The organism is Chryseobacterium sp. BGARF1, from assembly GCF_001677955.1.
Classification (GTDB): domain Bacteria; phylum Bacteroidota; class Bacteroidia; order Flavobacteriales; family Weeksellaceae; genus Chryseobacterium.
Genome location: NZ_LELA01000079.1, coordinates 1 through 20,191, shown reverse-complemented (window position 1 = coordinate 20,191; position 20,191 = coordinate 1). Strand labels below are relative to the sequence as shown.

Here is a 20,191-nt window from a genome sequence, read left to right as displayed (position 1 = left end):
TTGATACCGAAATTAGTTTAGAATAAATTTCTAAACCCAAAAAAGCGATTCAGTTTCCAAATTCTACAGCTCAGTAACAAAAAGTTTAAAGACATTAAAATTCATCCTATTTTTGATTCGAATTAAAACAGCTATGAAAACAAAACTATTATTTCTCATCTCTTTTTTCTCTTTTGCTCTGAGTTTTTCTCAGACAAAAATTACAGGAAAGGTGACTTTTAAAAATAAAGGAATAGGCCAGATCAATGTGACTTTAAAAGAAACTTACGATGGTGCAACAACAGATCCCGACGGGAATTTCTCTTTCGAAACTTCCGAAAAAGGTAATCATATCCTGACTTTTGTTCATCCGAAATACAACGAAATTCAAAAACCGATTTTAATTGAAGATAAAGATATTTCCGTAAATGCCGAATTAAAAGAACAGATCAACGAGATCGATGCAGTCGTGATTTCTGCAGGTTCTATCGAAGCGAGCGACAGAAAAAGAGCAACTGCTTTATTGACGCCGATTGATATTTACACAACAGCAGGAGCCGATGGACAAATTTCTTCCGCTTTAACTTATCTTCCCGGAGTTCAGAAAGTGGGGGAAACCGAAGGTTTATTCGTTCGTGGCGGAACAGGAACTGAAACCAAAATTTTTATGGACGGAAGTTTGATCAACAATTATTTTTCCAGTTCGGTTCCCGGAATTGCTGGAAGAGACCGTTTTAACACATCTCTTTTCAAAGGAAATATTTTTTCGAGCGGTGGATATTCTGCTTTGTACGGACAGGCTCTTTCCGGAGCTTTGATGCTCGAAAGTGTAGATCTTCCAGACCAGAGTTCTTATGATTTCGGTGTTTCTCCCATATTTTTAAGTGGAAGTTTCCAGAAATTAGGTGAAAATAAAAATCATTCTTATGGAGCAAGTTTAGGATATTCAAATTTAGGTTTGATGCAGGAAGTTTTTAATTTTAATACTGATTTTATTGATGCTCCAAGAGGTTTTAATGGCGATGCAAATTTTAGGATCAAAACAAAAACCGGAGGATTTTTAAAATACTACGGAATGTTTGACACTAATAAAATGGGCGTAAAAACCGAAAGTTTAGAGCCAGGATATAATTTTGCATTAGTGAGATTAAAAGGTGAAAATACTTACCATAACTTGTCTTTCAAGCAAAAATTCGGGAAGTATCTTTTCAATACAAGTGCTTCGTATTCTTACAATCAGTCGGATTTAAATTTTTCTACGGAAACCAATCAAACTGAATCGGAGAAAACAGAATTATTAAATGATGGAAATTATATCAATTTTAAAGCAGTTATCGACAGAAAGATCAATAAAATAAGCGCTTTACGAGGCGGATTTGAATTGAATTATGCCAATGAAAAACTAAATTTCGGTGAGGTCAATAAAAACTATCGTGATTTGGTTTCTTCAGGTTTTGTGGAAACAGATTTAGGTTTCAGCAACAATTTATCAGCGAAAATTGGAGTAAGAGCTGAAAATTCTTCTTATCTGAATAAAAATAATTTGGCACCGCGTTTTGCTTTGGCTTATCGTCTGGCAAAAGACTGGACAACCTCTTTCGCTTACGGATTGTTCTTCCAAAATCCTGAAAGTAAATATATTAACTCTTCTGCAGATTTAGGTTTTCAAAAGTCACAACATTATATTTTTCAGGTTCAAAGGTCGACAGATGGAAGAAGTTTGAGGTTTGAAGCTTTTTATAAGAAATATGATGAATTGATCAAAACTCAGAATATTGTTCCAAATTCTAGCCAGAATCAGCAAGTGCAAACCGCTTTTAATAACAACGGAAATGGTTTTGCAAAAGGGCTTGAAGTATTTTGGAGGGACAAAAAAACATTTGAAAACATCGATTACTGGATCAGTTATTCGTTCCTGGATTCTAAAAGAGATTTCCTGAATTATCCGGTAAGTTTAAAGCCCAATTTTGCTGCTGAACACACGCTTTCTGTGGTCGCCAAAAGATTTATCCCGGAATGGAAGACCGGAGTCAATCTTTCTTACACTTACGCAAAAGGACGACCTTATTACGACATCGTTACCCAAAATGACATCAATATTATAAGAAATGAAGGAAGACTGAAAGATTACAATGCGCTGAATTTAAGTTTTAATTATCTTCCGAATATTGGTAAAAAAGATGCCAAAGCATTTACTATTTTCGTTTTAAGTATTTCAAATGTTTTAGGAAATAAAAATGTTTACGGATACAATTTTTCACAAAACGGAAGCAGAAGTTCAGCAGTCGTTCCACCCGTCAATACTTTTGTTTTTGTAGGAATGTTTATCAGTTTTGGGGTAGATAAAACGCAGGATGCGATCAATAATAATCTTTAATAAAATTAATTTAACACAAAGTTTAACCTTCATAAAATTTATATTTAAGAAGCAACGATGGATTAATAAATTGATTTTATTCAAGCTTTGTCAGCGATATTGTCGTCATTCTTTGCTCCTTTAAATAATACGTTTGAAATTAAAATCTTTGCGTTAAAAAGTAATTCCGGATTTAATGATTTTAACATTTTTAAAACACGTATAATCATTTAGAAAAAATATCTTTAAATAAAAAAAATAACATTAAACAATTTAGAAACTATGAAAAAATACATTTTAAGTTTTGCTTTAGCTTGTATGAGCTTATTATCTTTTGCTCAGGCTAATTATGAAAAAATAATGGCTGATAAAATCGCTACAATAGAAACCTGCAAAACACCGGAAGACTTTCAGATCTTAGCCAACGATTTTCAGAGAATTGCAGATAAAGAAACCACAAAATGGCTACCGAATTATTATGCTGCTTTTTCTTACATCCAAAAAGGAAGGGTATTGATGAGAGAGGGGAAGATGCAAGATATGGATGCTGTTGCAGATCAGGCTCAAAAATATATTGATGCTGCAGAAAATTTAGAGAAAGAAAATTCAGAGATTCATTTGCTTCAAAAAATGGTGTATTCTTTAAAAATGATGGTCAATCCTCAGGAAAGATACATGACTTTTGGAATGAAAGCTCAGGAAGAACTTACGAAAGCTGAAAAGTTTGACCCGAATAATCCAAGAGTAACACTTATAAAGGCTGAAGACACCTATTTCACACCGGAACAATACGGCGGAAGCAAAACAAAAGGAATGGAAATGTTTAAAACGGCTCTAGAAAAATTTAATTCGTTTAAACCAAAGACAAGCTTGAGTCCGAATTGGGGAAAAGGAGAAGCGGAATATTTTATCAATCAACCGACAAAGTAATTGCGAATCTTTTAACTTACAATTAAATGTTATATTTCTCTCGCAGATTTTACAGATTAAGCAGATAAATAAAGAGAAAAAATCTGCAAAATTTGCCTAATCTGCGAGATATTAAATCAGCCCTTTCTGCATTTAAAATGTTGAAAGGGTTTTTAAGATTGCAGAACTTTTTATTACTGTTCGGAACAGAAAAGCAACCACTCAGCGAGAAAAAATTTTCACAGAATATAATAAGAACTAATTTTGAAGTATAAACGATACAATGAAACGTAAAGATTTTATCATATTATTTTGGGTGTCTTTAGGAATTGGGATTTTCCAGTTTTTGGTTTTTATAGAGCATAAAACAATTAAAACTTTTGTTTTAAGCATTCTTATTTCTTCTCTCTATACGTTTTTTATAGGAGTAGGGAACGGATTTATAAACGACTATCTCAACAAAAAAATGCCATGGATAGAAGTTACAAGAAAACGAGCTATAACAAGTGTGGTGGCTATTCTTATCGCTAATTTTGTATTGGTTTATTTGTGCAATTATATCAATTTTGTGGTCATTCAGAAAGATGGAACTTTAGAAGAATTTCTGGCTGGGAAATACAATTTTAGCAATTGGTTTATGATTAATTTGGCATTGCTGATTTCTGCTTTTCTGCACGCTAAAAGCTTTATGGAAGAGCTCAAAAAAGCAAACAAAAAAGAGGTTGTAGAGCAAAAACTAATCGCAAAATCTGCCAATGCACAGTTTGAAAGTCTTAAAAACCAACTCGACCCACATTTTTTGTTTAATTCTCTGAATGTTTTAAGCTCTTTAATAGATGAAAATCCAGGTCAGGCTCAGAAGTTTACGGCTTCAATGTCAAAGATTTACCGATATGTTTTGGAGCAAAAAGATAAAGAAATGGTTACCGTAGAAGATGAAATCGAATTTGCAAAAATATATTGTGACTTATTGAAAACACGGTTTGAAGATAGCGTAGATTTTGAGTTTAATGTAAGAAAAGAAGATATGAGAAAATTTGTCGTTCCTCTTTCGCTTCAATTGCTTTTAGAAAATAGTATCAAACATAACTTCGCCACATCCTCAAAGCCTTTATTAATCAAAGTTTTTTCTGAAAACGATACATTGTGCATAGAAAATAATTTGCAGGTGAGAGAGCAGCTCAAAGAAAGCGCCGGAATTGGCCTCGCAAATATTGTACAACGCTATTCTTTATTGACGAAAAAGAATGTTTTTATAGAAAAATCAGAAGATTATTTTAAAGTAAGACTTCCTATGCTCAATGATAGGCCAACTGTCGAAAAAGTAAGTGAGAAAAATGATGATAAAGCTTACCAAAGAGCTAAAAAGCGTGTAAAAGAAATCAAAGGATTTTATGGAAACCTTACTTCTTATTGTATAATTATCCCATTTTTAATTTTCATTAATCTCTATACGCAAAACCGCTATCATTGGTTTTGGTGGCCACTTTTAGGGTGGGGTGTAGGGGTCGCTTCTCATGCATTTCAGGTATTTGGGATTGGGACATCTTGGCAGGAAAAAAAGATTCAGGAAATTATGGATAAACAGAAAAAATAGAAATCATGGAAAAATTTGACGAAAATGATATCAATTATCAACAGGCTAAACGACAGGTAGAACGATTGAGAGGTTTCTACGGGCATCTTTTTTCATATGTTGCGGTCAATCTTTTATTTGCTTATTTTAACTATATCAATTTAAAACCAAATGAAAGCTATTTTCAGGTTAAAAACTTCTTTACAGCCATATTTTGGGGAATAGGTCTTTTGGCTCATGCTTTATTTATTTTTCTGCCTAGATTCGACTTTGCCAAACGATGGGAAGAAAAGAAAATCAGAGAATTAATGGATAAAAATAAACTGGAATGAATGCTTTGTATCTACTTTTTTACGTTTCTATGGCTGCATGGTTTTTAAGTGAAATTTATTATAAGCAAAAATTTAAGTCAGAAGAAAAGGATCAAAAAAAAGATCAGTCGACACTCAACATTTTGTGGGTTGTGATTATTCCATCTGTTTTTATTGCGGTGACGGTTTCTAAACTGACTTCTTTTCCTATCAGAAACCAATACTGGATTTTATATTTAGGAGAATTTTTAATTATCATCGGAATAGTCTTCCGTTGGATTATCATTAAATCTTTAGGGAATTTTTTTACAGTAGATGTTTCAATTCGAGAAAATCATCAAATCAAAAAAAGTGGTTTTTATAGATTGGTAAGGCATCCTTCTTATTCTTTTGTGCTTCTTACTTTCTTGGGTTTAGGATTATTTCTAAATAACTGGTTTTCTCTGTTTATAGCTTTTGTACCGGTATTTTCAGCATTTTTATACCGAATTAAAGTTGAAGAAAAAGCATTAACAGGGCAGTTTGGATGTGAATATGTGGAATATAAACGGAAAACAAAAAAGCTGATTCCGTTTATTTACTAACTTCAATGTAGATTAAATAATAAGTATAAGTAATTTATTATAAGTGTTTTATATTTTTAACGCAAAGTTTGATTTTCATAAACCTTATTTTTAAGAAGCAAAGATGAATCAATAAATTGATTTTTATGAAGCTTTCGTCTTATTCAAGCTTCACCAGCGACTTTGTCGCCATTCTTTGCTCCTTAAAATAATAAGCTTAAAACTTAAATCTTTGCGTGTTAAAAATTTTACCGAGTTAAAAGCTATTCAAATACTAGTAAAACGAGAAATGAAAGCTCTGTCTTTTATGAACTTTTGAAATGCTTTTTTTTCAATCATTCCTTCTGCCACTTTTGCGGTTAAAAATCTTTTTATCAGATAAAATAAACTCCCGATTTCAATTAAGTCGGGATTTTTGCTGTTCAGTCGTTGTTTTCTACCATTCGGTTAGATAAAGTTGATTTGAGGCTTATTCTTAACCTAAATTTGACTCAAGAAAAACAAACAAATACTTATTTAAAAATAAAAAATCATGGAAAATTTATCATTAAACAAAGACAATTTTGCATACATAAAAGCAGCAAAGAGAGTAAAAGACTTAAAAGGATTTTACGGAAATCTTACTTCGTACTGTTTAATTATTCCTTTTTTATTGGTGATCAATTTATTAACGTCACCTGATTATTTATGGTTTTACTGGCCAATGTTGGGGTGGGGTTTTGGTGTTGTATTGCATGCCATCGGAACTTTTGGGATTGGAAGAGATTGGGAAGAAAGAAAAATTAGAGAATTGATGGATGAAGAGAGAAAAAATGCAAAATCACTGTAATAACCTTTTTTAAAATGAATACAATGGACTATAATAGCGCGCAACAAAGAGTAAAAAAGCTGAAATCATTTTATAAAAACTGTATGTGGTTTTCTATCGTCGCCGGATTTATTCTGATTAGAAATTTTATGAAGTATTCCGGAACAGACCACAATTTTCACGGATGGTTTATTCTGACAGTATGGGCAATAATTTTAGGTGTAAAGGCTGTAAACCTGTTTATTTTTACCTCTGAATGGGAAAATCAGATTCTGGAAGAAGAACTTAAAAAATCTAAAAAGTCAATTAATTTTTAAAACTAAAAAGATTTAATTATTTTTATTAAAAATTAAACTAAAAGCCAAGTAATGATCAAAACAGTCATCATCGAAGACGAAAAGCCTGCAGCACGAAAACTCGAAAGAATGTTGAGTCTTTTTCCTGATTTGCAGTTGGTTGCCAATTTAGGGTCTGTAGAAGAAGCGGTAAACTGGTTTGCCGAGAATGAGCATCCACAACTTATTTTTTCAGACATTGTTTTGGGAGACGGTCTTTCGTTTGATATTTTTGAAAAAATTTCTACAAAAGCTTTCATTATTTATACCACGGCTTTTGATCAGTATACGTTGAAGGCTTTTAAACTCAACAGCATCGATTATCTTTTGAAACCTATTATGGAAGAAGATCTTTCGGGTGCGATTGAAAAATTTAAATCATTTATTCCTTCAAGTGAGTCGGTTAATTCACACGAAATTAAGCAATTAATTAAAAAGGAAAAAACGACACTATCGAGGATTTTGGTAAAGATCGGCTATAATCTGAAAATTGTACAGACTCCGGAAATAAGTTGTTTTTTTAGTGAAAATAAAATTGTTTATCTGCAGACTCAGGACAGGGTTTATCCTTCAGAATTTACTTTAGATGAATTAACGGATGTGCTTGATGATAAGAAGTTTTTCCGCGTTAACAGACAGTTTATTATCAATTCAGATTACATCAAAAATATTCATACTTCGCCCAATTATAAAGTGGAACTCAATTTTCAACCCAAAGAAGAAATTACAGTAAGCCGAGAAAGGGTAAAAGATTTTAAGGATTGGTTGGTTAATTAGTAGTTTTGCAGAATGTTTGAAGTATTTATAATCCTTTTTATTATACTGTTTGTAATTGGGAGTATTTTTTATTTAATTAATACAGAAAAGCGTGAAAATCACCGTACTGCCTATCAAACGATATTTATGGTTATTCTTTTGGCTGTATGTTGGTTTACAGCGGTACATTCCTTTAATGATAAGACAAGAATAATTAGTTTTTCTGGCAGACTGGCCAATTTGGGGTCGAATTTATTATTTCCGATTTTGCTGTACATCATCCATAAATTGATTCCCCGAAAACTTAAAAAAGATTATTTTCTTTACATGCTTTTGTTTCTAATTTCTGCATGCGCTGTAATGTTCGTCTCATTTTTGGCTGTGATAGCGGCTGCTAAAACCGATTAAAAATAAAAGGCTTGAATTTCTTCAAACCTCTATTTTAAATTATTTCTGAATTTCTTTTTCAGGTTTATAACCATATTTTTCAACCATAATATAAGTTAAAACCACCAAGATAATGCTTATCGTTAATCTTGAATTTTCTGGATGTACGATCTCCTGATAAAGATTGTAACCTAAAGTTGCAGAAACTACCGCAATTAAAATTTGGTTTACGTAAGCGTACTGATTTTTTAAAGTCGTTTTCATGATAAATATTTTTAATTGTTATTTACTGAGTAAGTATCACAATCTGAAATATGTTACAGAAAACTTTTTACATTAACCTGAATTAAGTAATAATAAATTTCTTAACATAAAGCTTGATTTTCGTAAGTTTTATTCAAGCTTCATCAGCGATTTGTCGCCATTCTTAGCTCCCTAAAATAATAAGCTTAAAAATTAAAACCTTTGCGTTAAAAATAATCTCTTCAATTTGAGTGTTAAATTACGAAATCACGCCACTTCCAATCAACTCATCATCAATGTACCAAGCAGCAAATTGTCCTTCAGCAATCGCAGATTGAGGATTCCCAAATTCTACAAAAAAACTGTTTTCAAACTGATAAATCGTAGCTTTCTGAAGCTCTTGTCTGTAACGGAATCTCGCCATCACTTCCATCGATTCTCCATTTTTCAATCTTAAATCTTCGCGAACCCAATGTAACTCAGAATTATCAATTTTAAGTGCTTTTTTATGCAATCCCGGAAAACTGTGACCTTCGCCAACGAAAATAATATTGTTTTCCATGTCTCTCGATACGATAAAACAGCTTTCTTTGTGTCCGCCGATTCCTAATCCTTTGCTCTGTCCGATTGTGAAAAATTGAGCACCTTGATGCTTTCCGATCACTTTTCCGTCAGCTTTTTTATAATTAATTTTTTGGCTTAAAAATTCTAATTCTTCCTCTTTAGATGAAAAAATTGGCATTTCTTGTGCGAAAAGGGGAGAATCTTTGAAAATCTCTACAATTTCACCTTCTTTAGGAACCAATTGCTGTTGTAAAAACTGTGGTAAACTTACTTTTCCGATAAAACAAAGTCCCTGAGAATCTTTTTTATCTGCAGTTACCAAACCAATTTCTTTGGCAATTTCTCTTACTTCAGGCTTCGTCAGTTCTCCAATCGGGAACAATGCTTTAGACAATTGATCTTGGTTTAGCTGACAAAGAAAATAAGATTGGTCTTTGTTGTTGTCTTTTCCTGCCAACAAATGAAAGATTTCCTTTCCGTTTTCATCAAAAGTAGAATCTACTCTTGCGTAATGTCCTGTAGCCACTTTATCAGCACCTAAAGACATTGCGGTTTTCATAAAAACATCAAACTTCACTTCTCTATTGCACAAAACATCAGGATTCGGAGTTCGTCCTTTCTGATATTCATCAAACATATAATCAACGATGCGTTCTTTATAAAGTTCGCTCATGTCGATTACCTGAAACGGAATTCCCAACTTCTGGGCAACCATTAAAGCATCATTACTGTCCTCAATCCATGGACATTCATCTTCCAAAGTTACCGAAGCATCATTCCAGTTTCTCATAAAAAGAGCAACTACTTCGTGCCCTTGTTGCTGCAGCAAATACGCCGTAACACTCGAATCTACGCCTCCGGAGAGACCTACTACTACTTTCATATATTCAATTTTACGAAACTCTTAACGGGAGTTCTTAGTTGAGCCGCAAAATTACAATAATCCTATTCACAAAAAAAATGATAATTTTATACATCGATAAAAACGATAGTACCACTCAGGTGGTATCTGATATATTTCACAAAATAAAAAATATTTAATATGAAAAAACTATTTATTTCTTCAGTGATCCTTATTTCCGGATTATCACTTTCTCAGGTTGCGGTAGGAACACCAACCGCTGAACCTAATAAATGGACTTTCGGAGGCGGTTTAGGTGTTGGCTTCGGAAGCAATTCTTACTTTAATTTACAAGTTGCACCGAGAGTAGGTTACCGATTAACAAATGATTTGGAAGCCGGTTTAATCGGAAGCGTTTCCTGGCAGACTTCAGATTTTTATAAATCGACGATGTTTGGCTTTGGCCCTTTTGTCAATTATTATTTTGCACGATCTTTCTTTGTGAGTGGTAATTTGCAGCATTTTTTTATTAATTATGAAGATAAGTATTACAATTTTGAAAACAATCAGCAAGAAACGGCATTGTATTTAGGTGGTGGTTATATGCAGCAGATTGGGAATAATTCTTTTATGCAAATCGGTTTGATGTACAATGTTTTGTATAAAGAAAACAGCAGTGTCTTTTCTGGCGGATTAATCCCTAGTGTTGGCTTTGTGGTGGGACTTTAAAAGATTTATATAAAAAAGCATCAGATTTTTCTGATGCTTTTTACTTTATTATTTAATAATTAATTTAAAACTTTTTACTACGGTTTTATCTGATTTTTTAATTGATAGAATATAATTTCCTTTTGAAAGTTGATTTTCAAGATTAAAGTGTTCTTCTTTGCTTTTTTGAATGCTTCTTGAATAAATTAACTTTCCGGACATATCATTAATATTGATAATATGCGGTTCTTTATTTAATGCAGATCCTTTTAAACTAAAGTTTCCATTATTGGGATTGTTGTAGAGAACAAACTCTTCAATAGAGTTTGTTTCATTGGTAGATAGGTTTTTAGGGTTGAATTTGGAAATGTATCCAGAACGCCCCATTGTAACTCCCTGTGGATAAATAATTGCCTGCTGATAACCATTTGCTGATGTAAAACCATTGTTTCGATATGTTGCTCCAAACAGATAAAATCCATCGGATGATTTTGAAAAACTACACCTTCCATCAACACCTTCCAAAGGGCTATTAGAAATACCACCGTAATATGAAATGAAATCCGGAGATCCGGTAGTAGTATTCAATATACCAAAAAATAAATCCTCATTATTTGGGTTAGGTTTTGTGCTTAAAAAAGCTCCAGGAGTTGAAATATTATAATTCCCCTGATTTAATCCTGTGAAAAGTAATTTTCCATTTTTTATATCAAGACCTCTGTCTCCCGTATAAGAATCGTAACCATCAGTTCCTATATAAGTACTCCAAACCCTGTTTCCCGAAAGATTGAATTTTGTAATAAACATATCAAAACCATCGGCTGTTTGGGGTTTATAAGCACCTTCCATGGCATAATAAATACCACCCATTATACCAAAAGTCATTCCTGTTACATAGACTCCGGTTTCGTCTGCTTTTATATCAGAAATGCTTGCATCAAGCGTATTTCCTGGGGTACCATAATAAGTTCCCCATATTCTTTGTCCTGTCATTCCATCAATTTTCGAAATAAACTGTCCTCCTTTTGCAGTCTGAAAAGTATTGGAAGATGATAATGCCGATTGTGTTGTTTTTAAATCATTATTTCCAAAAATGTAAAGATTATTTTCATATACTGTGATTCCGTTTATTGAGCTGGAGGGAGTGTATGTTGCCCATAATTTTTGACCTTGTGGGTTTAATTTTATGATATATGTATTGGATAAAAGTAATCCGAGGACATCATAAACATGCTCAAAATTCTGTTGGAAAGTACCAGGATCTCCTAAATTCTGCCATTTAGTATGACCTGTTATGTAAATATTCCCATTATTATCTACCTCAAAATTATGATACTCTCCGGTATTTGGAATGTAGGTTTTCCATAAGAGATTATTATTGACATCATATTTAGCAAAAATTACATCTGTTGACTCGTTATTGTTTGGTAACCAAACTCCGGAAGTTAGTGTCGTATAAGTTGTAATATTATTCTCTATATCATACCGGTTTCCTAAGTTATCTCTGAAATAAGTGGCTTGCCTTGATGTAGGTAAATAATATGTTTTATATTCTGCTTGTAAGAGATTTCCTGAAGATGAAAATTTTCCATATAAATTATTAGCATTGTTTCCTACATATGTTTGATTTCCAGGAGTTATAAATTGATTATAATATGAAATAGGAGTACTTCCTCCCGTAGGATTTAGATAAGTAGTGATAGCATCTACCGAGATATTAGATGAGCTGTCCTCATAAATCCCCGTAAGATAAGTATTTGTTCCTCCGAAATAAGTGGCCCAATCTCTTTCATAGTTAAAACCTTGAGCAAACAGACTTGAAGAAAATAACAGAAAAAATAGATTTTTTGACCTCATATTCAATTTAATATTTTTATGATTATAAATGATTTATACAAAAATACAAACAATTGTGAATTATCCTAATGGATTGCTTTAAAAAGAAAAAGCACCAGAAAATTCCCGATGCTTTCATTATTTATTTTAAAATTGATTGTTAAGATTTTTCTGCAGCAGACTTTTTTGTCTTCTGAGTTTTTCCTTCTAATCCGTCTTTAGCTTCATTTACATCTAAAGTTACTGTCTCACCTTCAGTTAATTGTTTGTTGACCAGCATTTCTGCCAATAAATCTTCAATATACTTCTGGATAGCTCTCTTCAATGGTCTTGCACCAAAATCTTTGTCCCAACCTTTTTCAGAGATGAAATCTTTGGCTTCGGTAGTTAAATCTACTTTGTAACCTAATTTTTCAAGTCTAGAATACAGTTTAGCCAATTCAATATCGATGATTTTAGAAATATCATTTCTTTCAAGAGAGTTGAAGATAACAATATCGTCAATTCTGTTTAAGAATTCCGGAGCAAAGGCCTTTTTAAGAGCATTTTCGATCGTACTTCTTGTTCTAGAATCTGAAGATGTTTTCTTCGCATTCGTTCCAAAACCTACACCATCACCAAAGTCTTTAATATCTCTTGTTCCGATGTTTGAAGTAAGAATGATAATTGTATTTCTAAAGTCAATTTTTCTACCTAAACTGTCGGTTACGTGACCTTCATCTAAGATTTGTAACAAGATATTGAATACATCAGGATGCGCTTTTTCGATTTCGTCTAAAAGAACTACAGCATAAGGCTTTCTTCTTACTGCTTCAGTTAGTTGTCCACCTTCTTCGTATCCAACGTATCCCGGAGGCGCACCAACCAATCTTGAAACGGCGAATTTCTCCATATATTCACTCATGTCAATTCTGATCAAAGCTTCGTCAGAATCGAAGAGTTCTCTTGCCATTACTTTTGCAAGCTCAGTTTTACCTACACCAGTTGTTCCTAAGAAAATAAATGTTCCGATAGGTCTGTTTGGGTCTTTCAGTCCGGCTCTGTTTCTTTGGATTGCTTTCACAACCTTTTTTACAGCATCTTCTTGTCCGATAACTTTTCCGTTCAGGTTATTATCCATTCCGGCTAATTTATCAAGTTCGTTTTTCCCAACTTTCGTTACAGGAACGCCGCTCATCATCGAAACTACTTCGGCAACACTCTCTTCGGAAACGATCTCTTTTTTCTCTTTTACATCTTTATCCCATTGATCCTGAGCAGAATTAAGCTCCATTTGTAAACGCTCTTCTTCATCTTTCAGCTTTCTTGCTTCCAGATAATCCTGTGCTTTTACGGCTTTTTGCTTTAATTCTTTGATGTCTTCAATTTTCTGTTCAAAATCGATAATGGCAGTCGGAACTTTCATGTTTTTAATATAAACACGAGATCCCGCTTCATCCATCGCATCAATCGCTTTGTCTGGTAAAAATCGGTCTGTAATATATCTTGATGTCAAATTGACACACGCCAAAATAGCTTCTTCAGTATAAATTACATTGTGGTGCTCTTCATATTTATCTTTAATCTGATTCAAAATCTGAATCGTTTCATCGATAGAAGTTGGCTCCACCATTACTTTCTGGAATCTTCTTTCTAGAGCTCCATCTTTTTCAATATATTGACGGTACTCATCTAAAGTTGTGGCACCAATACATTGAATTTCACCTCTTGCTAAAGCTGGTTTGAACATATTAGAAGCATCTAAACTTCCTGTAGAACTTCCTGCTCCAACAATGGTGTGTAATTCGTCAATGAATAAGATCACGTCACGGTTCTTTTCAAGTTCCGTCATGATCGCCTTCATTCTTTCTTCGAATTGACCACGGTATTTTGTTCCGGCAACCAAACTCGCAAGATCCAAAGTAATTACTCTTTTACCAAAAAGAACTCTTGAAACTTTTTTCTGCTGAATTCTTAAAGCCAAACCTTCAGCGATGGCAGATTTACCAACTCCTGGTTCTCCAATCAACAACGGATTGTTTTTCTTTCTTCTTGATAAAATCTGAGAAACTCTTTCAATTTCTTTCTCACGACCAATCACAGGGTCTAGTTTTCCGTCTCTTGCTAAAGAAGTAAGGTCTCTACCAAAATTATCTAAGGTAGGAGTTTTACTTTTTGAAGAACCCAAATTTCCTGTAGGCTTTCTCATCTGCTCAAATTCTTCTCTGTCATCATCATCATCGTAAGCCGAATTTTGAGGCGCCTGCCCTGAATTTTTAAGCATTGTTTGATATTCTCTTGAAACTCCTTCATAGTCAATATCGTAAGCTCCTAAAATATTAGAAGTAGGGTCTTCATATTTATATAAAATGCCCAAAAGCAAGTGAACGGTATTGATCTCGTTGCTTTTATATTGTCTGCATTCTAATTCTGCACGTTTAATGGCATGATCTGCCATTTTGGTGAATGAAATATTGGTGACTTCCTCAGAAATAGGATTTAGACTTGCTGTATTTAAAGTTTCAATTTTTCTTCTGATCTGTGTTAAATCGGCCTTAAGCCCTTGAAGGATTTCTTTTGCAGAGTTTTCTGTTTTTATAATACCTAAAAGTAGATGTTCTGTATTGAGAAATTCACTTTTCAGACGCTTAGCTTCATTTTTGCTTTGCTTGAACACTTGGCTCAAACCTTGTGAAAACTTATAATCCATAATATATCTCGTTAGAATAAAAGCAGAATTGCTTTATATTCAATATCTAAATTACAAATATTTTACCAAAAAACAATTAATGACTTTATGGCAGAAAAATATTTTTTATCTTATTGAAAATGACTAAGTTTGTTATCATTAAATTTTCCTCATGAGTCCGGAGATTGCTACATACATTGGTTACGCCGCTTCAATTTTTATCGTTTTGAGTTTTATTCTTAAAGATTTAAGAAAAATTAGGATTGTTAATTTTATAGGTTGCTTCTGTTTTGTTATCTACGGGATTTTTAGCGGAATGCTTTGGCCGGTTATTATTCCCAACGGAATTATTTGTTTTGTGCAGGTGTATCATTTACTCATTGCAAAGAAGAAATAATGGCTCGAAAAAAAATATTAATTTCTGCATTCAGTAACCTTTATACCGACCAAAGAATTGAAAAAGTTTGTAAAACGCTGCATGAAAACGGCTATGAAATTGAGTTAATAGGTAACGATTGGGGTGGGAAAGAGGAAATGACCCGTCCGTATCCTTTTTCGAGGATAAATATTATTTCTAAAACTTTAAAAACTGCTTATTTTGAGTTTAATTGGTTGCTTTATTGGCAGCTTTATGAAAAAGCAGATCAGCATACGATTCTTTTGGCCAATGATTTGGATGCTTTGCTGCCCAATTATCTTTTAGCTAAAAAATTAAATATTCCATTGGTATTTGACAGCCATGAAATTTTCTCAGAAATGCCGGCTGTTCAGGGAAAAATGTCTCAGAAATTATGGCGTTATCTACAGAATAAAATTGTTCCGAATTTAAAATTCATGATTACGGCAAGTGGAAGTTATGCAAAATGGTTTCAGAATAAGTATGGAATAAAACCTGTTATTATACAGAATGCGCCAAGAAAAATTGATTTTTTAATAGAAATTCCAGACAACAGCCCAAAAATACTTTTGTATCAGGGTGCGCTCAATCCTTTTCGGGGAATTGATACGGCTATTTTGGCAATGCATCATCTCGAAAATGTAATTTTTAAAATTGCTGGCGACGGTCCCAAAAAGAAAGAATATGAGGATTTAGTTTTAAAAAAAGGTCTTCAGGATAAAGTTCAGTTTTTAGGAAAATTGCTTCCGGAAGATTTGAGAAAAATCACATTAACAGCAGATGCCGGTATGAGCATCGAAGAAAATGGAGGCGAAAGTTATCTTTATTCGCTTCCAAATAAGGTTTTAGACTGTATTCAGGCTAGAGTTCCTTTAATCATGTCGAATCTTCCGGAAATGTTGAATATTAAAAATCAGTTTGATGTTGGCGAAATCATCGAAAACCATCAACCAGAAAATATAGCTTTAGCAATTCAGAAGGTTTTAGATAAAACCAGAAAAAACTATCAAAATGAGCTTGAAAAGGCGGCAAACGTTCTTTGTTGGGAAAATGAAGAAGTGAAATTGCTGGATGTTTTTGAAAAGGTATCTTTTTAATAGAAGAGTCTAACAGAGAATTTATAAATACTGATTTTAAGTTAAACCAAGTAATGATAATAATTAGTTTTAGATTGAGGATGCAACCTTTTTGAGGCTAAATTATCTTAAATTTTTTAAAAAGCTCTTTGTTTGGTCTGGCGTTTAAAATCATTACAAATAAATCATCACCATTAATCATCTTTTTAAAATTGGTTATCTTTGCGGAAATTAATTGTTTAGAATGACTATTAAAGAAAAACAGCAGGAAATAATCGAAGAATTTGCATTTCTTGAAGACTGGGAGCAGAAATATGAATACATCATAGATTTGGGTAAAGAACTGAAAGGTCTTGAAGATGACAAAAAAACTGATGATAATCTTATCAAAGGTTGTCAAAGCAAAGTGTGGATCGATGCTGAATTTAAAGATGGAAAACTGTTTTTCAATGCAGATTCTGACGGAATTCTTCCTAAAGGAATCGTTTCTTTACTTGTAAGTATCTATAGCGGTCATTCTACCCAGGAAATTCTCGATTCTGATTTTGAATTTATTTCTGAGATTGGATTACAAGAGTTTTTATCGCCTTCCAGAGCCAACGGTTTGATGGCGATGACGAAGCAAATCAAATTTTATGCAGTCGCATACCAACTGAAATCTTAGTTGTGACCAGAATTTTAGCATACCGTTTTTCCGCTTTTGGTGATGTCGCAATGACAGTACCTGTTTTTCGTGAGTTTTTAGAACAAAATCCTGAAGTTGAAATTGTAATGGTTTCACGGAATAACTTTGAAAGCTTATTCGCTGATATTCCGAATGTTATATTCCATGGAATCGATCTTGATGATTATAAAGGTTTTTTTGGAATAAGACGATTAGGAAAAGAATTATTAAAGCAATATCATCCAGATTATATTGCTGATTTACATGATGTTATACGTTCTAAAATATTAGACAAATTTTATATAAGAAAAGGTTTGAAGGTTTTTAAAATCAACAAAGGAAAAGAGGAAAAAGAAAATCTGACCGATGTTTGGAATTTAGACAAAATTCAGCTTAAAAAAACGGTAGAGCGCTATGCGGATGTGTTCCGTGATATGGGTTTTAAAGTTGAGCTTTCACATCAGTTGAGACCAAAATCGAATCAAAAATCAGGAATTGGTTTTGCGCCTTTTGCCCAACATAAAGGGAAAATGCTTCCTTTAGAAAAATCTTTTGAACTTGTAAAAATTTTAGCAGAAAAACATACGATTTACTTTTTTGGAGGTGGAAAGAAAGAGACAGAAACTCTCGAAAGCTGGGAAAAACAAATTCCAAATACCCAAAGTTTAGCCGGAAAACTTAATCTTTTAGAAGAATTGGATCGAATTTCTCAACTTGAAGTAATGATTTCGATGGATTCTGCCAATATGCATTTAGCCAGTGTTGTAGGGACTCGTTGTGTTTCTATTTGGGGAGCTACCCATCCGTATGCCGGGTTTTTAGGTTTCGGACAAAGCGAAAATGATGTTGTTCAGATCAATGACCTTACGTGTAGGCCTTGTTCGGTTTTTGGTGATAAAGAATGTTACCGTGGGGATTGGGCGTGTCTGGAAGAAATTAATGTACAACAGGTCATAGAGAAAATTTAGCAGAATGAAGATTTCTGTGTGTATTCCGGTTTATAATTTTGATATAAGGAATCTGGTTGCTGCTCTTCGAAAAGAAATTCAAACGCATCAAACAGAAGCCGAAATTATCCTTATTGATGACGCTTCAGACAATTGTTTCAATGAAATTTATCAAGAAGCTTCAGTTTATGCAGATCAGTTTATTTTCCTTGAGAAAAATATTGGAAGGTCTAAGATCAGAAATTTATTTTTAAAACAGACAAAAGGAGAGTATCTGCTTTTTTTGGACTGCGATGCTAAAATCGATAGCTCTGATTTTCTTGAAAATTATCTACAAAAAATAGAAAAGGATAGTGGAGTAGAGGTTATTTATGGTAATTTCAAAATCGATTCCGCTTATTCAAAAACGTTACGAAACAGATATTCTGTAGAAAGGGAAATTTTTTCAGGTGACCGAACCTCAGATTTTTCTGTTTTTAAAACGGTTAATTTTATTATTAAGAGAGAGACTTTTATCAAATTTCCATTTAATGAAACTTTAGCCAATTATGGCTATGAAGATTATGTTTTTGCAAAGAAAATGGAATTGAATAAAGTAAGGTTTTCTGCAATAAATAATCCTGTAATACATGTTGATGATACTTCTAATGAGGTTTTCTTAGCTAAAACAGAAACGGCGATGAATTCCTTATTTCAGCTTTCACAAGATGTGGAAAATGAAAATTATATTAAGGATATTAAAGTTTTGAGGATGGCAAGAAAAATAAAAAATCTTGGTTTTTCCAAACTTTTTATTTTTTTATATGAAGGGTTAGCTAAAAATATAATTCTCAAAAATTTACTTTCAGAGAATCCGAATGTAAAATATTTGGATGTTTACAAATTAGATTTGCTTGTAAAAAAAATGAGATAATTAAAATTGGTGAAGTAAAGTCAGGAAAACAAGATGTTGTATCTTCAAAATTTCCGCCAATAAAAACGAAAATCTCATTCAGTACATTAAGGGTATAAAAACTTATTGGGTAATGTATTTTTTCTTAAATTAGTATAAATTAAGAAAAGGATAAACTCAAATGAATTATACGACTTGTTCTTTTAGGCATGCCGAAATTATACTCCAAGAGCCTAGATTCTCAGCACAATATAATGAGATTACGGCAGTTCTTACTGGTATCACCGATGATGATATTATCACTAAACACGAATCTTACAGTAATACTCCTAAAAGTATTTCTAGAGTAATTAATGATCTTTTAAAAGAAAGATTTTTGGCCTTAAATTGGAGTTCTGAATCTCCAATATTTCAACATTCTGACTATACTGGTGAAACATGGAGGTTAGATTTTGCAAAAGCAGACCTATCTATTGAAGTCGCTTTTAATCACTCTACAGTTATTGCTTGGAATCTTATTAAACCTGTTCTTGCAAGTGAATTAAATCATGTTCAAAAAGCAATTCAGACTAAAATAGGAATTGTAATTACTGCTACACAAAATATGAAAGTTTTGGGTGGTTTTGATGGTGCTGTGGGAACATTCGAAAAGTTTGTAGATTATCTCCCTCCTTTACAAAATCTCCTCACGGTTCCTTTGTTGATAAATGGGCTTGAGCCACCTACGAGCTTTAAAATTACCCATTGTCAGCCTGAACTTCGAAAAACAATTGGGCAGGTAATTCGCTATGATAATAATGAATAATAGGTGTAATGGAATCAAGCTATAATACAGACAAGCTTAAAGAAGAAATACTTGGTAAATATCTTGACAAGATATATGACCAATTCGGGTATAAGCTCACCAGAATTGATGATTATAATTCTCAAATGTTAGGTATTGACTTAATAGCTGAATACAAATCTATTATTTACAATATTGATGAAAAAGCACAGTTGGACTATTTAAATTCTGACTTACCGACTTTCACTTTTGAAATAAGCTATTATAAAGATGGTCTACATAAAGAAGGATGGTTGCATGATAATAAAAAATTAACTCATTATTATTTTCTCATTACAAATATTCATTTAAAAGAAAAAGATATAGAGGATGGCATTTCTTGGTGTAAGATTACAAGTGTTAATAAGAAAAAACTGATAAAATTTTTAGACTTTATCGGCTCAGTCTCAAAAGTTGGGGAGAAAAATAATAAATGATATTTTTGTAGTATGTTAAATGATGCTGAACTACTTAAATTATTTCTACCAGAACTCTTGATTGACTATTTTGATATTCTGAAATTTGAAGAAGAAAACAAAATTCTACACATTT

General features: G+C 32.7%; 20 protein-coding genes. 16 read left to right on the top strand and 4 right to left on the bottom strand.

Going from position 1 to position 20,191, the window contains the following annotated elements; genetic code table 11:
- Window positions 1-133: 133 nt before the first annotated feature.
- The 8 genes from AB671_RS14555 (at window position 134) to AB671_RS14520 (ending at window position 7,614) form a co-directional block, all read left to right on the top strand.
- Window positions 134-2,356 carry a TonB-dependent receptor gene (locus tag AB671_RS14555; protein ID WP_066675928.1) on the top strand — a complete coding sequence of 741 codons (2,223 nt, stop codon included), beginning with the start codon at window positions 134-136 and terminating at the stop codon, window positions 2,354-2,356.
- A 261-nt stretch (window positions 2,357-2,617) separates the two neighbouring features.
- Complete coding sequence (locus AB671_RS14550) at window positions 2,618-3,265, top strand: hypothetical protein (RefSeq protein ID WP_066675927.1); 648 nt, start codon at window positions 2,618-2,620, stop codon at window positions 3,263-3,265.
- 262 nt (window positions 3,266-3,527) lie between these two features.
- A complete protein-coding gene (locus AB671_RS14545) occupies window positions 3,528-4,841 on the top strand; it encodes a 2TM domain-containing protein (protein ID WP_066675926.1) in 1,314 nt (437 codons plus the stop codon).
- Between the two features lie 5 nt (window positions 4,842-4,846).
- Window positions 4,847-5,152: a 2TM domain-containing protein gene (locus AB671_RS14540; protein WP_066675925.1), complete on the top strand. Its 306-nt coding sequence runs from the start codon at window positions 4,847-4,849 to the stop codon at window positions 5,150-5,152.
- The gene (locus tag AB671_RS14535) at window positions 5,149-5,715 is read left to right on the top strand and encodes a methyltransferase family protein (RefSeq protein WP_066675923.1); all 567 of its coding nucleotides are present in this window, start codon (window positions 5,149-5,151) and stop codon (window positions 5,713-5,715) included. The genes AB671_RS14540 and AB671_RS14535 overlap by 4 nt, the downstream gene beginning before the upstream one ends.
- Before the next feature lie 511 nt (window positions 5,716-6,226).
- On the top strand, window positions 6,227-6,523 hold the full coding sequence (locus AB671_RS14530) for a 2TM domain-containing protein (RefSeq protein WP_066675921.1): 297 nt from the start codon (window positions 6,227-6,229) through the stop codon (window positions 6,521-6,523).
- Window positions 6,524-6,546: 23 nt separating this feature from the next.
- Complete coding sequence (locus AB671_RS14525) at window positions 6,547-6,819, top strand: 2TM domain-containing protein (protein WP_185114064.1); 273 nt, start codon at window positions 6,547-6,549, stop codon at window positions 6,817-6,819.
- A 51-nt stretch (window positions 6,820-6,870) separates the two neighbouring features.
- Complete coding sequence (locus AB671_RS14520) at window positions 6,871-7,614, top strand: LytR/AlgR family response regulator transcription factor (protein WP_082987329.1); 744 nt, start codon at window positions 6,871-6,873, stop codon at window positions 7,612-7,614.
- Window positions 7,615-8,040: 426 nt separating this feature from the next.
- On the opposite strand, the gene AB671_RS14510 is transcribed toward AB671_RS14520, so the two are convergent.
- Together AB671_RS14510 and mnmA are read right to left on the bottom strand one after the other, a co-directional pair.
- Window positions 8,041-8,244 carry a hypothetical protein gene (locus tag AB671_RS14510; protein ID WP_066675915.1) on the bottom strand — a complete coding sequence of 68 codons (204 nt, stop codon included), beginning with the start codon at window positions 8,242-8,244 and terminating at the stop codon, window positions 8,041-8,043.
- A 238-nt stretch (window positions 8,245-8,482) separates the two neighbouring features.
- Entirely contained in the window at window positions 8,483-9,670 is a 1,188-nt protein-coding gene (mnmA, locus tag AB671_RS14505) for a tRNA 2-thiouridine(34) synthase MnmA (RefSeq protein ID WP_066675912.1), read from the bottom strand.
- Between the two features lie 159 nt (window positions 9,671-9,829).
- Between mnmA and AB671_RS14500 the strand changes: the two genes are divergently transcribed.
- Window positions 9,830-10,357, top strand: a complete 528-nt coding sequence (locus AB671_RS14500; RefSeq protein WP_066675910.1) for a hypothetical protein — start codon at window positions 9,830-9,832, stop codon at window positions 10,355-10,357.
- Between the two features lie 48 nt (window positions 10,358-10,405).
- Here the strand turns inward: AB671_RS14500 and AB671_RS14495 are convergent, their stop codons facing one another.
- On the bottom strand, window positions 10,406-12,193 hold the full coding sequence (locus AB671_RS14495) for a T9SS type A sorting domain-containing protein (protein WP_066675908.1): 1,788 nt from the start codon (window positions 12,191-12,193) through the stop codon (window positions 10,406-10,408).
- A gap of 139 nt (window positions 12,194-12,332) precedes the next feature.
- On the bottom strand, window positions 12,333-14,861 hold the full coding sequence (locus AB671_RS14490) for an ATP-dependent Clp protease ATP-binding subunit (protein WP_066675906.1): 2,529 nt from the start codon (window positions 14,859-14,861) through the stop codon (window positions 12,333-12,335).
- A gap of 151 nt (window positions 14,862-15,012) precedes the next feature.
- Here AB671_RS14490 and AB671_RS14485 point away from each other — a divergent pair, with 151 nt between their 5' ends.
- From AB671_RS14485 to AB671_RS14455, 7 genes are all read left to right on the top strand, one after another.
- On the top strand, window positions 15,013-15,237 hold the full coding sequence (locus AB671_RS14485; RefSeq protein WP_066675904.1) for a uroporphyrinogen decarboxylase: 225 nt from the start codon (window positions 15,013-15,015) through the stop codon (window positions 15,235-15,237).
- On the top strand, window positions 15,237-16,334 hold the full coding sequence (locus AB671_RS14480) for a glycosyltransferase (RefSeq protein WP_066675902.1): 1,098 nt from the start codon (window positions 15,237-15,239) through the stop codon (window positions 16,332-16,334). The genes AB671_RS14485 and AB671_RS14480 overlap by 1 nt, the downstream gene beginning before the upstream one ends.
- Window positions 16,335-16,557: 223 nt before the next feature.
- A complete protein-coding gene (locus AB671_RS14475; protein WP_066675898.1) occupies window positions 16,558-16,977 on the top strand; it encodes a SufE family protein in 420 nt (139 codons plus the stop codon).
- A 2-nt stretch (window positions 16,978-16,979) separates the two neighbouring features.
- Window positions 16,980-17,945 carry a glycosyltransferase family 9 protein gene (locus tag AB671_RS14470; RefSeq protein WP_228390889.1) on the top strand — a complete coding sequence of 322 codons (966 nt, stop codon included), beginning with the start codon at window positions 16,980-16,982 and terminating at the stop codon, window positions 17,943-17,945.
- Window positions 17,946-17,949: 4 nt separating this feature from the next.
- Entirely contained in the window at window positions 17,950-18,837 is an 888-nt protein-coding gene (locus AB671_RS14465; RefSeq protein ID WP_066675896.1) for a glycosyltransferase family 2 protein, read from the top strand.
- Window positions 18,838-18,997: 160 nt separating this feature from the next.
- The gene (locus AB671_RS14460; protein ID WP_066675895.1) at window positions 18,998-19,621 is read left to right on the top strand and encodes a BglII/BstYI family type II restriction endonuclease; all 624 of its coding nucleotides are present in this window, start codon (window positions 18,998-19,000) and stop codon (window positions 19,619-19,621) included.
- Window positions 19,622-19,629: 8 nt separating this feature from the next.
- Window positions 19,630-20,076 carry a hypothetical protein gene (locus AB671_RS14455; protein WP_066675894.1) on the top strand — a complete coding sequence of 149 codons (447 nt, stop codon included), beginning with the start codon at window positions 19,630-19,632 and terminating at the stop codon, window positions 20,074-20,076.
- The last annotated feature ends 115 nt before the right edge of the window (window positions 20,077-20,191 follow it).

What these genes read in the sequence shown, in the direction of transcription:
- AB671_RS14555 (WP_066675928.1), top strand. Translation starts at nt 134, where the DNA reads ATGAAAACAAAACTATTATTTCTCATCTCTTTTTTCTCTTTTGCTCTG.
- AB671_RS14550 (WP_066675927.1), top strand. Translation starts at nt 2,618, where the DNA reads ATGAAAAAATACATTTTAAGTTTTGCTTTAGCTTGTATGAGCTTATTA.
- AB671_RS14545 (WP_066675926.1), top strand. Translation starts at nt 3,528, where the DNA reads ATGAAACGTAAAGATTTTATCATATTATTTTGGGTGTCTTTAGGAATT.
- AB671_RS14540 (WP_066675925.1), top strand. Translation starts at nt 4,847, where the DNA reads ATGGAAAAATTTGACGAAAATGATATCAATTATCAACAGGCTAAACGA.
- AB671_RS14535 (WP_066675923.1), top strand. Translation starts at nt 5,149, where the DNA reads ATGAATGCTTTGTATCTACTTTTTTACGTTTCTATGGCTGCATGGTTT.
- AB671_RS14530 (WP_066675921.1), top strand. Translation starts at nt 6,227, where the DNA reads ATGGAAAATTTATCATTAAACAAAGACAATTTTGCATACATAAAAGCA.
- AB671_RS14525 (WP_185114064.1), top strand. Translation starts at nt 6,547, where the DNA reads ATGGACTATAATAGCGCGCAACAAAGAGTAAAAAAGCTGAAATCATTT.
- AB671_RS14520 (WP_082987329.1), top strand. Translation starts at nt 6,871, where the DNA reads ATGATCAAAACAGTCATCATCGAAGACGAAAAGCCTGCAGCACGAAAA.
- AB671_RS14510 (WP_066675915.1), bottom strand. Translation starts at nt 8,244, where the DNA reads ATGAAAACGACTTTAAAAAATCAGTACGCTTACGTAAACCAAATTTTA.
- mnmA (WP_066675912.1), bottom strand. Translation starts at nt 9,670, where the DNA reads ATGAAAGTAGTAGTAGGTCTCTCCGGAGGCGTAGATTCGAGTGTTACG.
- AB671_RS14500 (WP_066675910.1), top strand. Translation starts at nt 9,830, where the DNA reads ATGAAAAAACTATTTATTTCTTCAGTGATCCTTATTTCCGGATTATCA.
- AB671_RS14495 (WP_066675908.1), bottom strand. Translation starts at nt 12,193, where the DNA reads ATGAGGTCAAAAAATCTATTTTTTCTGTTATTTTCTTCAAGTCTGTTT.
- AB671_RS14490 (WP_066675906.1), bottom strand. Translation starts at nt 14,861, where the DNA reads ATGGATTATAAGTTTTCACAAGGTTTGAGCCAAGTGTTCAAGCAAAGC.
- AB671_RS14485 (WP_066675904.1), top strand. Translation starts at nt 15,013, where the DNA reads ATGAGTCCGGAGATTGCTACATACATTGGTTACGCCGCTTCAATTTTT.
- AB671_RS14480 (WP_066675902.1), top strand. Translation starts at nt 15,237, where the DNA reads ATGGCTCGAAAAAAAATATTAATTTCTGCATTCAGTAACCTTTATACC.
- AB671_RS14475 (WP_066675898.1), top strand. Translation starts at nt 16,558, where the DNA reads ATGACTATTAAAGAAAAACAGCAGGAAATAATCGAAGAATTTGCATTT.
- AB671_RS14465 (WP_066675896.1), top strand. Translation starts at nt 17,950, where the DNA reads ATGAAGATTTCTGTGTGTATTCCGGTTTATAATTTTGATATAAGGAAT.
- AB671_RS14460 (WP_066675895.1), top strand. Translation starts at nt 18,998, where the DNA reads ATGAATTATACGACTTGTTCTTTTAGGCATGCCGAAATTATACTCCAA.
- AB671_RS14455 (WP_066675894.1), top strand. Translation starts at nt 19,630, where the DNA reads ATGGAATCAAGCTATAATACAGACAAGCTTAAAGAAGAAATACTTGGT.